Below are 12,863 nucleotides of genomic sequence, written 5' to 3'. Positions count from 1 at the left end.
GAACATGGACCGAGATTTCGTCAATTCCATCTGCAAAACGCTGCCCGGCGCTGAACTGTCCGATCCCTGGGGCGGTGGCCATGACGCCTGGAAAATTGGTGGCAAAATGTTCGCCTGTATCGGGATCGCAAATGACGGTGTTTCCGTAAAAACGCCCGATATCGAAACGGCGCAGATGCTGATAGACACCGGGATCGGCGTAAAAGCCCCCTATTTCCACCGCAGCTGGGTGCGTCTTCCGTTTGACACCGGTGCAGACGAAATGCGCCATCGTTTGACTGTGTCCTATGACCTTGTCCGCGCATCATTGACCAAAAAACTTCAGGCCTCGATAGCGCCGCGAAGCTGATTGACAAACGTCCGCCGCTCTGCCCCATTCAGCGCAGAGTAACCGGGGCCCTTGTCATGGAATTGTCCAAGCGCATCACGCAGATCACCGGCGGCAGCGACGGGTGGGAGGTGTTCAATCGGGCCCGACGGATGCTGAATGAAGGGCATGCCGTGACAGAATTGACAATCGGCGAGCATGACGTTCGTACCGACCCGTCGATCCGGCACGCTATGGACCTGTCGGCCCGCAACGGTCACACCGGTTATGCCACGGTGCCCGGAACAGATTTGCTGCGCGATACGGTTGCTGCCCGGGTTCAGTCCCGCACAGGTATCCCAACGACGCGTAACAATGTACTGATCACGCCCGGTGGGCAGTCCGCCCTTTTCGCCGCGCATATGGCGGTGTGCGATCCCGGCGACACCGGGCTGTATCTGGACCCGTATTATGCCACCTACCCCGGAACGATTCGCGGTGCCGGGGCCATTGCCCGCGCTGTTCGAACCACCGCAGAAGATGCATTTCAACCGCGCGCAGATTTGATTGATGCAGCGGCGGAAGGCGCGGTTTCGCTGTTGATCAACACGCCGAACAACCCGACCGGAGTGGTGTATTCCCGTCAGTCACTTGAATCCATTGCCGATGTTTGCCAACGCCGTGACCTGTGGCTGATATCAGACGAAGTCTATGACACCCAGATCTGGGAGGGCGAGCACCTGTCTGCCCGCGCGCTGCCCGGAATGGCCGACTGTACCTTAGTGGTTGGATCAATGTCCAAATCACATGCCATGACCGGGTCCCGATGCGGGTGGATCGTTGGTCCGGAATACGTGATCCGCCACCTGATAGATCTGGCTACTCATACAACTTATGGCGTTCCGGGGTTCATTCAGGACGCGGCCAGCTTTGCACTGACCGCAGGACACGAACTTGAAAACAAGATCGCCGCGCCATTCCGTCGCCGCCGTTCATTGGCGATCGACATATTGGCGGCGCAGAACACAGTGGGGCTCGTCCCGGCGCAGGGTTCTATGTATCTGATGCTGGATATACGGGCGACCGGGCTGACGGGCGAAGGGTTTGCGAACGCCCTGCTGGACACTCATGCGATTGCCGTCATGCCGGGCGAAAGCTTTGGCAAAGCCGCAGCGGGTCACATTCGGGTTGCCATGACCGTGGATGATGAGAAATTTGTCAGTGCCTTGAGAACCCTGTGCGCGTTTTCAGCGCAGCTCGCCAAGCGACACGCGGCTGAATAGCCGCATCTAAAACCGAAATGTCGTACGCAGGTTGAAAACATTGGTGTCCAGACTGCCGCTGGATCGGGTGACATCGTCGAAATTCTGCCGCAGCGCTTCACCGCTGATAACGAAATTCTCGCCAATCGGATAGGCCAATCCGATTCCGTAAACCGCTGCCGTGTCACTGTCGATCGACGTATCAGCCCGCGCCGCGCCTACGACCACGTATCCCAGAGCGTTACCGAATTCATATCCGCCACGCAGTTTCAAGCTGGTCATGCTGTCGAGACTGCCCTGAGACTGGCCAAGGTTCAGGGACAGCCGGTTATATTCCAACTCACCGCCCAGAACGAAATTCCCAAAGTCCTGATCATAGCCCAGATGCGCACCAAAGGCCGTATCATCGCCATTCGCACCGCCCGGACCGTCGGCATCTGCAAATCCAAAACTGAAGCCTGCATACCCGCCAGTCCAATCCTCAGCCGCAACAGGGCTAGCTCCGGCGATCAATATCGCAACAACAAGGACGGAAAAAGGGTTCATAGTCGGGCTCAATGCAACACCGCTCTGGTTTCGATCAGAGGCATGACTTCAATTCAATCTGTGACCTGCTGGTCATAATTCAACTCCGCTCAGCAGACCTTGGAAGTAAGTGAATGCAGTATAACAGATTTCTTCCAAAACGTGTGAAAATCTCGGCGTTTGGTTCTCTGACCCCAAAAGCCGTGAGAATTGTCCATGTGAATAATTATCAAAGGTCGCAAATAGAACAGATTGTGTCGCCGCGTTTTGGAATGGTCGCGCAAGACGTTGAGGGGCAAAATGGCAGACGACGACTGGAAAATCAGCCTGATCAGCCGCACCATTGGGGCAGATCGCGGTCGTGCCGCACGAGGACGGCCGTAAAGGTGTGCTTGCTGACACCTTAAGACATCACTCAACGACCGGATTCTTGAAATGAACGACCAACCCCGCAATTCATCGCGCAGTGGCGGCCGCGCCGCGCGCCGTGCTGCCCGTGCAACCGCGCTGCCCGAACACCTGCGACCAGTCCGCCCCGGAATGGAAGGCGGCGTCCTGAATGTACTGACGCAGGCGCAGATCGAACGCATCCACGAAGCAGCACTGACCGCGCTTGAAACCATTGGCCTGGCGGACGCCCCGCAAAGTGGCATTGACTATCTGGTCGGTGCGGGCTGCACCTTGGGCGACGATGGCCGTATCCGTTTCCCGCGCGCCCTTGTCGAGGACACGATTGCAAAGGCGAACCGCTCGGTCACTTTGTACAGCCGGGATGGAAACACCGATCTGGAATTGTCCGGCACCAAAGTGCACTACGGTACGGCCGGAGCCGCCGTGTCCATGGTTGACGTGCACGGTCGGGAATATCGCCATTCCACCGTGCAAGATCTGCACGATGCCGCACGTATCTGCCAACAGCTTGATAACATTCACTTTGTGCAACGGCCAATGGTCTGTCGTGACATCGCCGACAACCTCGAAATGGACCTCAACACGATTTACGCCTGCTGTTCGGGGTCCTTCAAACATGTCGGGACATCCTTCACCGAGCCAAGCCACGTCGCTCCGGCGATGGAGATGATCTATATGATTGCGGGCGGTGAAGACAAATTTCGCGAGCGACCCTTCATTTCGAACTCGAACTGCTTTGTTGTTCCTCCAATGAAATTCGCAACCGAAAGCTGCGAAGTGATGGAAGCATGCATCAAGGCCGGTATGCCTGTCTTGTTGCTATCTGCCGGTATGGCCGGTGCCACAGCGCCGTCGACCATCGCCGGTGCGATCACGCAAGCAACTGCGGAATGCCTGGCGGGATTGGTTTATGTTAATGCCGTAAGTCCCGGTGCCCCGGCGATTTTTGGCACCTGGCCATTTGGTCTGGACCTGCGGACCGGTGCCATGTCGATCGGGTCAGGGGAACAGGCCCTTCTGACTGCCGGATGTGCCCAGATGCACCGGTTCTATGACCTTCCGGGCGGTGCTGCGGCTGGCGCATCGGATTCGAAACTGCCCGATATGCAGGCCGGCTGGGAACAGATGTGTTCGAATGTCATGGCAGGTCTGTCCGGTCTGAACATGGTATATGAGGCGGCCGGGATGCATGCCTCGTTGCTGGGGTTCTGCCTGGAAAGCCTGATCCTCAGCGACGATCTGATCGGACAGGCGCTACGCTGTGTACGCGGGATCGAGGTGACGGATGACACGCTGGCACTGGATCAAATGGCGGCGGTATGCATGGGCGGCCCAGGCCACTATCTGGGAACTGACGCAACGCTGAGCCGGATGCAGTCAGATTACGTCTATCCAACATTCGGAGATCGCTCCTCGCCGAAAGAGTGGGTGGAGCTTGGCAAGCCCGATCTGGTGGAAAAAGCCGTAGCCCGGAAAGAGGAAATCCTTTCCACCCCTTCCCCTGCAAGGTTCGACCCGGTTCTGGACGCCGAGATTCGGAAAAAATTCAAAATCCATCTTCCCGCCTAAGGTGATGGAAAAGGCGGCCCGAAATGGATCGGGCCGCCTGTTCACTCGATGCCTACCCGTCGCTGGGCGGCAGCAATCCTGCCTCCTGCGCGATCGCGACCTCGTCTGCATCCAACGCTCCGTCACCATTGGCATCCATGGCCGAGAAAGTGTCAGCGTTGATTTCCGGTACGACTGCCTGAATTTCCTCGATGGTCAAAAGACCATCACCGTTGGTATCGGCTGAGGATTGGGCCGAAGCAACGCCGGGCAAGCCCAGAACGGCCACGGAAAGCCCGATCAAATAATGCGATTTCATTTCAGTGCCTCCTGAAAGGTGTGTTTGTGTTTACGTCCGGACAGCGCCCAGAAGCACATGGACACCCCGGCGCGTCACGCGCTTTGGTAGAGTTTCGTGATTTCACGCCAATCTTCGCGTGTTTGCCCGAGTCGGGTTTGCGGCCCTCCGCCTGAAGAAGGCGGCAAAACCTGTATCGGCGGCTCTTGCCCGACAGGACCACCTCAATCCGGCAATGTGGCGCTTATTCGGGACGACTCGGCGGGTAAAAAGAAAGGGGGCCGAAGCCCCCTGTCAGTTTCGCCTTCCAGGCTCATTTCGTTGACCGCCCGGTGTTTTTTTGCCTGCGGCCTGGACTGCGCATGGGGCGAGCGCACCCGCCCCGTGAAAGAGTGGGAAGGAGCAAATATTCCGCCCCACCCTGTTCCCGGCCAACACGGGCATGTCGGCCGAGTGGAGAATGGTCAGTCGGTAAGTCTCAGACCTGTTCTCCGTATTCGTCGGGGTCGGTTACTTAGGGCAGCGTCCGACCCCTACGCCCCGGGGTGCCGGGGCGTTATTACTAGAACTGCTTCATTGCAATTCGAATTGTGATTTCGGAAACGCCAAAATGCTTCGACAGTTTCTTTAGATTATTTCCGTACAACCCCATTGCTGCCGCCAACGCTCCATCTCCGAAGAGCAAAACAGCGGCAAATTCGTTAGCTTCTACTTCTTGGCGCGTATCCACATAAAATGCGTATCCGGAACGATCCAAATACAATGGATCAGCAAGAGGGTCGTTATGAGTAGCGTGAAGGAAAAAGTGGCCCATCTCGTGGAGCACCGACCAACGCTGGCTTTCAACGGAATGTGCTTCATTTACTTCAATGCAATACCCGTTGTCCGAAAACGGGTCCTGCACCAAACGCCCGGCCATTCCAGCAGGTAGCCTTCTTCGCTCCACCGCGAACCCAAGACTCTCTGCAAGTTCCTTAACCGACTTCGCTTTGCCATTCACCTTGGGTGCCAAATTGAATTTTCGAAGCGCGTCTCTTACGGCTCCATTTGTAGGCAGTCGTTTAAAAAGCTCTCGTAGAGTTTTCATCGTCCTTACCTCCAGTTTCTCAGCTGCACCCGCTTGTCGCGCCGCAGGTGTTGCACTTCATGCAAGTGCCGTTACGCACCAGCGTGTAGTTTCCGCATTCGCCACAGGGGTCGCCCTCATAGCCCTGCATCTTGGCTTTGGTGCGGGCGTCCATTCCGGTTGCCACTGCCGTTTCGGTGGCAGGCGCTTCGAACACAGTTGCTGTTTCCGACATTCCGGCCACGTCGCCATAACTGCCGTTGAACATCATCAAATCCTGCGGCAGACGCTTGCGCAGATACCCGGTCGAGCTGATTTGTTTCAACACTTCCAATGACTTGGACGCCGCAGTTTCACTGATTTCCGAGACGTTGGAAACGCCTTCCTCTTCTCCGCGGCCAAGATCATCAAAGGTAGCACCCTCGGGTTTCACATGGGCGAGATCGGTACGGTCCAGATAAGACACGGCCAGTTCGCGGAAGATGTAATCCAGGATCGAGGTTGCGTTCTTGATCGAGTCGTTGCCTTGCACCATCCCTGCCGGTTCGAACTTGGTAAAGGTGAAGGCGTCGACAAACTCTTCCAGCGGCACGCCATATTGCAGGCCGACCGACACGGCGATGGCAAAGTTGTTCATCATCGCCCGGAAGCCAGCGCCTTCCTTGTGCATGTCGATGAAAATCTCGCCCAATTGACCGTCTTCAAACTCACCCGTGCGCAAGTACACCTTGTGGCCGCCAACGATTGCCTTCTGAGTATACCCCTTGCGGCGATGCGGCAGTTTCTCGCGATGGCTGCGGATGATTTCCTTGACCACAACCTTCTCGATCACCTTCTCGGCGAGAACGACGGCTTTTTCCTGTGCTGAGCCGCTTTCCAGCACCTCGGCCGCCTCGTCATCATCCTCAACCAGCGCAGCCGCAAGGGGCTGAGACAGTTTCGAGCCGTCTCGGTACAGCGCATTGGCCTTCACACCCAGCGACCAACTGAGTTCATAGGCTTTCTGGCAATCCTCGATGGTCGCGTCATTTGGCATGTTGATCGTTTTGCTGATCGCGCCCGAAATAAAGCTTTGCGCTGCGGCCATCATGGTGATGTGGCTGTCAACCCCAAGGAAACGCTTGCCTTTCTTACCGCACGGGTTGGCGCAGTCGAAGATCGCGTAGTGTTCTTCCTTCAGATGCGGTGCACCTTCCAATGTCATGGTTCCGCAGACATGGTCGTTGGCCGCATCGATATCCGCGCGGGTGAACCCCAGATGGCGCAGCAAATCGAAGGTCGGGTCATTCAGCTTTGTCGCCGGAATACCCAGAACGCCGGTACAGAAATCTTCACCCAAGGTCCACTGGTTGAACACGAACCGGATGTCAAAGGCGCTTTCCAACGCGGCGTCCACCTTGGCCAACTCGTTCGGGCCAAAGCCATGACCCGTCAGTGAGGTGTGGTTGATCCCCGGCGCGTTGCCGATGGTGCCGTGGCCGACCGCATAGGATACAATCTCTTCGATCTGCGACGAGGAATAGCCAAGCTTTTCCAGCGCAGAAGGTACCGAGCGGTTGATGATCTTGAAGTAACCGCCGCCTGCCAGCTTCTTGAACTTCACCAGCGCAAAATCGGGCTCGATTCCCGTGGTGTCGCAGTCCATCACCAGACCGATGGTGCCGGTGGGGGCAATCACAGTAGCCTGTGCGTTGCGGTAACCGTTCTGCTCGCCAAGGCTCAGCGCTTCGTCCCACGCCGACATGGCCAGATCGACCAAACGCTTGTCGGGGCAGTTACCATGGTCCAGAGGCACCGGCTTGACGGCCAGCTTCTCATACCCCTCGGTCACACCCTGCGCCGCGCGGCGATGGTTGCGGATAACGCGCAGCATATGGTCGGCATTGCGCTTGTATCCCTTGAACGGGCCAAGTTCACCGGCAATTTCAGCTGAAGTGGCATATGCCACACCGGTCATGATCGCGGTCAGGGCACCGCAGATCGCCCGGCCCTCGTCCGAGTCATAGCTGTAGCCCATGTTCATCAGCAGGCCGCCAATGTTTGCGTAACCCAGGCCCAGAGTGCGGAAGTCGTACGACAGCTGCGCGATTTCCTTTGACGGGAATTGCGCCATGGTTACCGAGATTTCCAGCGTCAGGGTCCAAAGGCGTGAGGCATGCATGTAATCGGCTGCCTTGAACTCACCATCCTTGAGGAAGGTCAGCAGGTTCATCGAGGCCAGGTTACAGGCCGTGTCATCCAGGAACATGTATTCCGAACACGGATTCGATCCGCGAATTTCACCATCTTCGGGGCATGTGTGCCATTCGTTGACAGTGTCGTGGAACTGGATACCCGGATCAGCACAGGCCCATGCAGCGTGGCCGACTTTCTCCCACAGGTCCCTCGCCTTAACCGTCTTAGCAACCTTGCCATCGGTGCGGTTGATCAGCTCCCAATCGGCGTCTTTCTCAACAGCGGTCAGAAACGCATTGGTGACGCGGATGGAGTTGTTCGAGTTCTGGCCCGAAACCGAGCTATAGGCTTCCGAGTCCCAGTCCGTGTCATATGTCGGGAATTCGATGCTGTCGTGACCCTGCTTGGCATAATCCAGCACACGCTTTACGTAAGCCTCTGGTATTGCTACCTTTTTCGCCTCGCGGATCGCCTTTTTCAACGCTTCGTTCTTGTTGGGATCATAGGCATCCTCGGCAGCACCGTCCCAAGAGCGAATGGCCTCGAAAATACCGTTCAGCATCTTCTCGTGCATCTTCGATCCGGCAACGATCGAGGCCACTTTCTGCTCTTCGATTACCTTCCATTCGATGAATTGTTCGATATCGGGGTGATCCGCATCGACAATAACCATCTTTGCTGCCCGACGGGTTGTCCCGCCTGATTTGATCGCGCCGGCGGCGCGGTCGCCGATCTTGAGAAAGCCCATCAGGCCCGAGGATTTGCCGCCACCTGACAGTGCCTCGCCTTCCGCACGCAGATGGCTGAAGTTGGTCCCGGTGCCCGAGCCGTATTTGAACAACCGTGCTTCGCGCACCCACAGATCCATGATGCCGCCTTCGTTCACCAGATCATCATCGACGGACTGGATGAAGCAGGCATGTGGCTGCGGATGTTCGTAGGCGGATTTGGATTTGGTCAGTTTGCCGGTCTTGTAGTCGACATAGTGGTGCCCTTGCGCCGGACCGTCGATTCCATAAGCCCAGTGCAGGCCAGTATTGAACCATTGCGGGCTGTTTGGGGCGGCGCGCTGAGTCGCCAGCATGTACCGCATTTCGTCGAAATAGGCGCGTGCATCCTCTTCGGTCGAAAAGTAGCCACCTTTCCACCCCCAGTATGCCCACGCACCGGCCAGCCGGTCAAAGACCTGCTTGGAGGAAATTTCGCCTTCGAATTCAGCATCTTCAGCGGGAACCGACCGCCACAGGAATTCAGGAACGTCTTTTTCCTTAACTTTGGTCAGTTTGGACGGGACACCAGCCTTGCGAAAGTACTTCTGGGCAATCACATCGCTTGCCACCTGCGACCAGGTTGACGGAACTTCGATCCCTTCCAGGCGGAACACAATGGTTCCATCGGGGTTTCGGATTTCAGATGTCGCAGACACAAAATCCAGTTCCGAATAGGCATCCTGATCTGGTTTGGTGAATTTTCTTTCAATCTTCATGTCCGCAGCCCTAGTTAAATTCCGCTTAATTTTCGGTTCACGGCACTACATTTTGAGTTGCGGAGCACCACCCGCAACGCCGACAGAAGCGCACAAAGGTACTGGTCGCTGTTTTGGACAGCGAAAAAGCCGTTACAACGGCTGCACGTTAATAGACTGTGCTTATCCGACCCTCGCCTGTTGCCGTCCCGGCTTGAACACCAGATATTGTGGCAATCTCTTCGGCTCATACAATTTGACGTATATTGCCATAGAAGGTCAACGCCCTTTTTCAGCCAAATTTGAAATCTTTTTTGTTGACCAGACCCAGACACGAGGAGTGTGAAACTCAAGGTCCGATTCCTCCACAGGCTCGCCTTCGGTAAATTTTCGGTCACAACTCGAAGTCTCAAATCGAATTACCGTTTTTACCAGCATAGTTATCTGTATTTGATCAACCAACGCCGCGCTGGTTAGGCTGTAAAGGAATCATCTTCGCCGGGTCTGTCGAACCCACGCTGAACGACCAAAGGTTCACTTCGGAATGAGAAAGGCCAAATGAATGAAGTTGCTTCGCTTTATCCCCGCGTTGGCCTGTATCGTGGCCTGCACGCCACAAGAAACGCCCACCCCGTCACGTAGCGCGCTGTTCGAAACGCAGCCTCAAAGGTTGTTTGAGGCATTTGAATCCAGTTGTTCTGGACCCGGCAAGGTATTTGAGAAAATCGGCAAACAGGCTTTTGAGTGCAGCGAATACCTGCCCCCAAAAGCGGCAGCCTATTTGATTCTGAACTATGACGGGTTTCCGCAGGACCTGCCCCAAAGTGTCATGCGCCTGACATCGTCAAAAACAGGTTCCGGCTATCGCGTCGACGCACGATCGTACTATAAAGTGCCGCAGAAAACCGGAGCAATCGTTGAGGTTCCACTGGAAAGTGACGCGCTGGATCAGGCGATCAGCTCGTTGTATCTGGCGATGGGCGGAACGCCCACATGAGAATGTGAAGGAAGTGGTCGGGGCGGCAGGATTCGAACCTACGACCCCCTGTACCCAAAACAGGTGCGCTACCAGACTGCGCCACGCCCCGGACCGTGCGCCTTCCTAACGATGACAATCTGATTTGAAAAGCCCTAACAGGGCCAAATCGCAGGACCTTGCGAAAAAATTTCGTGCTGCATCTGAGTGCCGACGCCGATAGAGTAGCGCGCGGACAATCCGGCATTGATTTCCAGCACCGCAAAAACGGCATCCCCACCTTCAATCGGTGTCAGATCGCCGGGAATCGCACGCTCATGCACGTGTGACACTGTGCCCGTACGGTCCAAAAATATCATGTCGAGCGGAATCAGTGTGTTCTTCATCCAGAACGCGACAGGTTGCGGTGGATCGAACACGAACAGCATACCGGATCGATTCGGCAACGACTCGCGAAACATCAACCCCTTTGACCGTTCCTGAGGCGTAACCGCAATTTCCACGTCAAATCGGATTGTCGCGCTGTCGTTTCGGAGAGTGATATGATCAACGCTGCACGCAGCAAACGCCCCCCCTGTCCACAGTGTGATCAGAAGTGTCCAGAATACCAGAAAACGAGTCATCGAAGTGTCAGCCGTCCAGCGCGGCTTCCCAGGCGAGAACCTGCGCCGCCATTCGGCCGCGCTTGCCATCAATTACGCGCATCGCAAGCGCCTCTCCGGGCTGGAGGTCAGCAAGCCCCGAGCGCCGCAACACTTCGATATGCAAGAACACGTCTTCACCGCGCCCAAAAACATTTGCGAACCCGAAGCCCTTGCCTTTGTCGAACCACTTCACCCGCGCGGCCTCCAGAGGGGCTTCTGCAATAGCGTCCGGATCCAACTCGGCGAAATCGGCCAACATCATCGACTCGGCGCGCGCTGGCGGGTCAATTGCAACAACCTCAACCGCCTGAACACCTCTGTCCGTGCGGTGTGTCATGATCTCGATACCCGCTCCGTCCGCGACGGAACTTTGGCCGAAATTGCGCAATACGTTCACATGCAACAGAATATCCGGGCCGCCTTCGTCAGACACAACAAAGCCGTATCCCTTGGCGGGATCGAACCATTTCACGTGTCCACGGACGCGATACATGTTGTTCAGGTCTTCTGGCACGGTTTTCCCATCGCGAATTTTAGCAGTTCGTTAAGGGTCTGTTGTTTATGGGATTGGCGGGCAAATTCAAGCTGAAAAAATCGTTTACTTTCTGCCTGTTGCATTTCACGACACGTGAACGTCATGGATTCAACCTTTCAACATGCCATGCCGATCCCGGCTCAATTCGTTTCCATCTGAACCGGTCATGCAAGCGAAATGCTCCATCAGCCCAGAACTCAATCTCTGTCGGCGTTAATCGGTACCCGCCCCAGAATGGAGGACGAGGTGGATTCGGCCCAAGTTTAGCGGTCACTTTCGCGACCTCTGCCATCAAAGCTGTCCGACTTGAAAGCGGTTGTGACTGCTTTGAAGCCCAGGCACCCAACCGGCTTTTCAATGACCTTGATGCATAATACGCATCAGCCTGGGGCCCGTTTTCACGACATACTGTACCACGAACACGAAGTTGACGCCGCAAAGATTTCCAATGCATTACAAATGCAGCTTTTTCCGACGTATCCAGCTCATTCGCTTTGACGCTTTCGTAGTTTGTATAGAATACAAATGAATCCGCTTCGATTTCTTTCAGCAAAACCATGCGTGCATTTGGCAAACCATCCGGGTCAACGGTTGCAAGCGCAATCGCATTCGGATCATTCAATTCAGTTTCTTCAGCCTCAGCTAACCACCGGGCCGCAATTTTAAACGGATCGGAGCCAGCAAAGATGCCATCACGCTCGGTCATTTCCATCCCCTGGAAAGTATTAATGACGAGCCTAAGGCGAGAACCCGCTGCGAGCAAGAGCGCACGGCCTTGATGCAGCGCTACCAATGGCATAAACCATGCCAATCTAACGCGAAGACAGGCGGAGAACCAAACATGTCAAATCAGTTGATGGCCGGCAAACGTGGCCTCATCATGGGACTGGCCAATGACAAATCAATCGCATGGGGAATCGCCCGCGCCTTGTCCGAAGCCGGAGCTGAACTTGCCTTTTCTTATCAGGGTGACGCTTTAAAAAAACGTGTGGACCCGCTGGCTGCGCAATTGGGCAGCGAAATCGTTCTGCCCTGCGACGTGAGCGATGAGGCTTCAATTGATGGGCTTTTCTCGGCGCTGGAAGAGAAATGGGGCAAGCTGGACTTTATCGTTCACGCCATCGGTTTTTCTGACAAGAACGAATTGCGTGGACGTTATGTGGATACCAGCCGGGCCAATTTCACGCTGACGATGGATGTCTCCGTCTATTCGTTCACCGCGGTTATGCAGCGCGCGGAAAAGATGATGTCCGAAGGCGGCAGTGCCATAACACTGACCTATTACGGAGCCGAGCAGGTGATGCCCCACTATAACGTGATGGGTGTTGCCAAGGCCGCTCTGGAAGCGTCGGTCAAATACCTGGCCGAGGACCTGGGCAAGGACGGTATTCGCGTGAACGCGATCTCGGCCGGCCCGATCAAAACCCTGGCTGCCAGCGGCATTGGCGATTTTCGCTACATCATGAAATGGAACGAGTACAACTCTCCGCTGCGCCGCAACGTGACCATTGACGATGTCGGCAAGTCGGCCCTGTACCTGCTGTCGGACCTCAGCAGCGGCGTCACCGGAGAGAATCTGCACGTGGATTCGGGTTACCATATTGTCGGAATGAAGGCCGTTGACGCCCCTGACGTGGAAAAAGGTTAAGAA

12 protein-coding genes and 1 tRNA gene are annotated in these 12,863 nt (G+C 55.8%); 5 read left to right on the top strand and 8 right to left on the bottom strand.

The window, feature by feature from the left end:
* The first annotated feature begins 4 nt into the window (after positions 1-4).
* Together ACR0DY_RS01200 and ACR0DY_RS01195 are read left to right on the top strand one after the other, a co-directional pair.
* Positions 5-349: an MmcQ/YjbR family DNA-binding protein gene (locus tag ACR0DY_RS01200; protein ID WP_480472937.1), complete on the top strand. Its 345-nt coding sequence runs from the start codon at positions 5-7 to the stop codon at positions 347-349.
* Between the two features lie 56 nt (positions 350-405).
* Entirely contained in the window at positions 406-1,590 is a 1,185-nt protein-coding gene (locus tag ACR0DY_RS01195) for a pyridoxal phosphate-dependent aminotransferase (RefSeq protein WP_480480799.1), read from the top strand.
* Between the two features lie 6 nt (positions 1,591-1,596).
* Here ACR0DY_RS01195 and ACR0DY_RS01190 read toward each other — a convergent pair whose 3' ends face one another.
* Positions 1,597-2,115: an outer membrane protein gene (locus tag ACR0DY_RS01190; protein ID WP_480480797.1), complete on the bottom strand. Its 519-nt coding sequence runs from the start codon at positions 2,113-2,115 to the stop codon at positions 1,597-1,599.
* Between the two features lie 414 nt (positions 2,116-2,529).
* Between ACR0DY_RS01190 and ACR0DY_RS01185 the strand changes: the two genes are divergently transcribed.
* Positions 2,530-4,074: a trimethylamine methyltransferase family protein gene (locus ACR0DY_RS01185; RefSeq protein WP_480480795.1), complete on the top strand. Its 1,545-nt coding sequence runs from the start codon at positions 2,530-2,532 to the stop codon at positions 4,072-4,074.
* 52 nt (positions 4,075-4,126) lie between these two features.
* On the opposite strand, the gene ACR0DY_RS01180 is transcribed toward ACR0DY_RS01185, so the two are convergent.
* From ACR0DY_RS01180 to ACR0DY_RS01170, 3 genes are all read right to left on the bottom strand, one after another.
* On the bottom strand, positions 4,127-4,372 hold the full coding sequence (locus ACR0DY_RS01180) for an EF-hand domain-containing protein (RefSeq protein WP_480472945.1): 246 nt from the start codon (positions 4,370-4,372) through the stop codon (positions 4,127-4,129).
* 541 nt (positions 4,373-4,913) lie between these two features.
* Positions 4,914-5,438 (bottom strand): ImmA/IrrE family metallo-endopeptidase, encoded by a 525-nt coding sequence (locus ACR0DY_RS01175; protein WP_267365350.1) that lies wholly within the window; start codon positions 5,436-5,438, stop codon positions 4,914-4,916.
* A 19-nt stretch (positions 5,439-5,457) separates the two neighbouring features.
* Positions 5,458-9,078, bottom strand: a complete 3,621-nt coding sequence (locus ACR0DY_RS01170; RefSeq protein WP_480897690.1) for a vitamin B12-dependent ribonucleotide reductase — start codon at positions 9,076-9,078, stop codon at positions 5,458-5,460.
* A 541-nt stretch (positions 9,079-9,619) separates the two neighbouring features.
* Here ACR0DY_RS01170 and ACR0DY_RS01165 point away from each other — a divergent pair.
* Positions 9,620-10,054, top strand: coding sequence for a hypothetical protein (locus ACR0DY_RS01165; protein ID WP_480545550.1), 435 nt, complete (start codon positions 9,620-9,622; stop codon positions 10,052-10,054).
* Positions 10,055-10,068: 14 nt separating this feature from the next.
* On the opposite strand, the gene ACR0DY_RS01160 is transcribed toward ACR0DY_RS01165, so the two are convergent.
* The 4 genes from ACR0DY_RS01160 to pdxH form a co-directional block, all read right to left on the bottom strand.
* Positions 10,069-10,145, bottom strand: a tRNA-Pro gene (locus tag ACR0DY_RS01160).
* A gap of 43 nt (positions 10,146-10,188) precedes the next feature.
* Positions 10,189-10,656 (bottom strand): DUF192 domain-containing protein, encoded by a 468-nt coding sequence (locus ACR0DY_RS01155; RefSeq protein ID WP_480545549.1) that lies wholly within the window; start codon positions 10,654-10,656, stop codon positions 10,189-10,191.
* Between the two features lie 7 nt (positions 10,657-10,663).
* The gene (locus tag ACR0DY_RS01150) at positions 10,664-11,170 is read right to left on the bottom strand and encodes a cold-shock protein (protein WP_245220458.1); all 507 of its coding nucleotides are present in this window, start codon (positions 11,168-11,170) and stop codon (positions 10,664-10,666) included.
* A 142-nt stretch (positions 11,171-11,312) separates the two neighbouring features.
* Positions 11,313-11,918 (bottom strand): pyridoxamine 5'-phosphate oxidase, encoded by a 606-nt coding sequence (pdxH, locus tag ACR0DY_RS01145; RefSeq protein ID WP_480480787.1) that lies wholly within the window; start codon positions 11,916-11,918, stop codon positions 11,313-11,315.
* 135 nt (positions 11,919-12,053) lie between these two features.
* Here pdxH and fabI point away from each other — a divergent pair, with 135 nt between their 5' ends.
* Positions 12,054-12,860, top strand: coding sequence for an enoyl-ACP reductase FabI (gene fabI / locus ACR0DY_RS01140; RefSeq protein ID WP_267365343.1), 807 nt, complete (start codon positions 12,054-12,056; stop codon positions 12,858-12,860).
* Positions 12,861-12,863: the final 3 nt, after the last annotated feature.

It is taken from the genome of Ruegeria sp. O6 (assembly GCF_056535045.1).
Note: the sequence above shows the minus strand (reverse complement) of the source record. Positions and strands in the feature narration are given on the sequence as shown.

Excerpts from the sequence above, each read along its gene's own strand:
- ACR0DY_RS01155 (WP_480545549.1), bottom strand. The coding sequence starts at position 10,656 with ATGACTCGTTTTCTGGTATTCTGGACACTTCTGATCACACTGTGGACA.
- ACR0DY_RS01175 (WP_267365350.1), bottom strand. The coding sequence starts at position 5,438 with ATGAAAACTCTACGAGAGCTTTTTAAACGACTGCCTACAAATGGAGCC.
- fabI (WP_267365343.1), top strand. The coding sequence starts at position 12,054 with ATGTCAAATCAGTTGATGGCCGGCAAACGTGGCCTCATCATGGGACTG.
- ACR0DY_RS01190 (WP_480480797.1), bottom strand. The coding sequence starts at position 2,115 with ATGAACCCTTTTTCCGTCCTTGTTGTTGCGATATTGATCGCCGGAGCT.
- pdxH (WP_480480787.1), bottom strand. The coding sequence starts at position 11,918 with ATGACCGAGCGTGATGGCATCTTTGCTGGCTCCGATCCGTTTAAAATT.
- ACR0DY_RS01165 (WP_480545550.1), top strand. The coding sequence starts at position 9,620 with ATGAAGTTGCTTCGCTTTATCCCCGCGTTGGCCTGTATCGTGGCCTGC.
- ACR0DY_RS01200 (WP_480472937.1), top strand. The coding sequence starts at position 5 with ATGGACCGAGATTTCGTCAATTCCATCTGCAAAACGCTGCCCGGCGCT.
- ACR0DY_RS01170 (WP_480897690.1), bottom strand. The coding sequence starts at position 9,078 with ATGAAGATTGAAAGAAAATTCACCAAACCAGATCAGGATGCCTATTCG.
- ACR0DY_RS01180 (WP_480472945.1), bottom strand. The coding sequence starts at position 4,372 with ATGAAATCGCATTATTTGATCGGGCTTTCCGTGGCCGTTCTGGGCTTG.
- ACR0DY_RS01195 (WP_480480799.1), top strand. The coding sequence starts at position 406 with ATGGAATTGTCCAAGCGCATCACGCAGATCACCGGCGGCAGCGACGGG.
- ACR0DY_RS01185 (WP_480480795.1), top strand. The coding sequence starts at position 2,530 with ATGAACGACCAACCCCGCAATTCATCGCGCAGTGGCGGCCGCGCCGCG.
- ACR0DY_RS01150 (WP_245220458.1), bottom strand. The coding sequence starts at position 11,170 with ATGTATCGCGTCCGTGGACACGTGAAATGGTTCGATCCCGCCAAGGGA.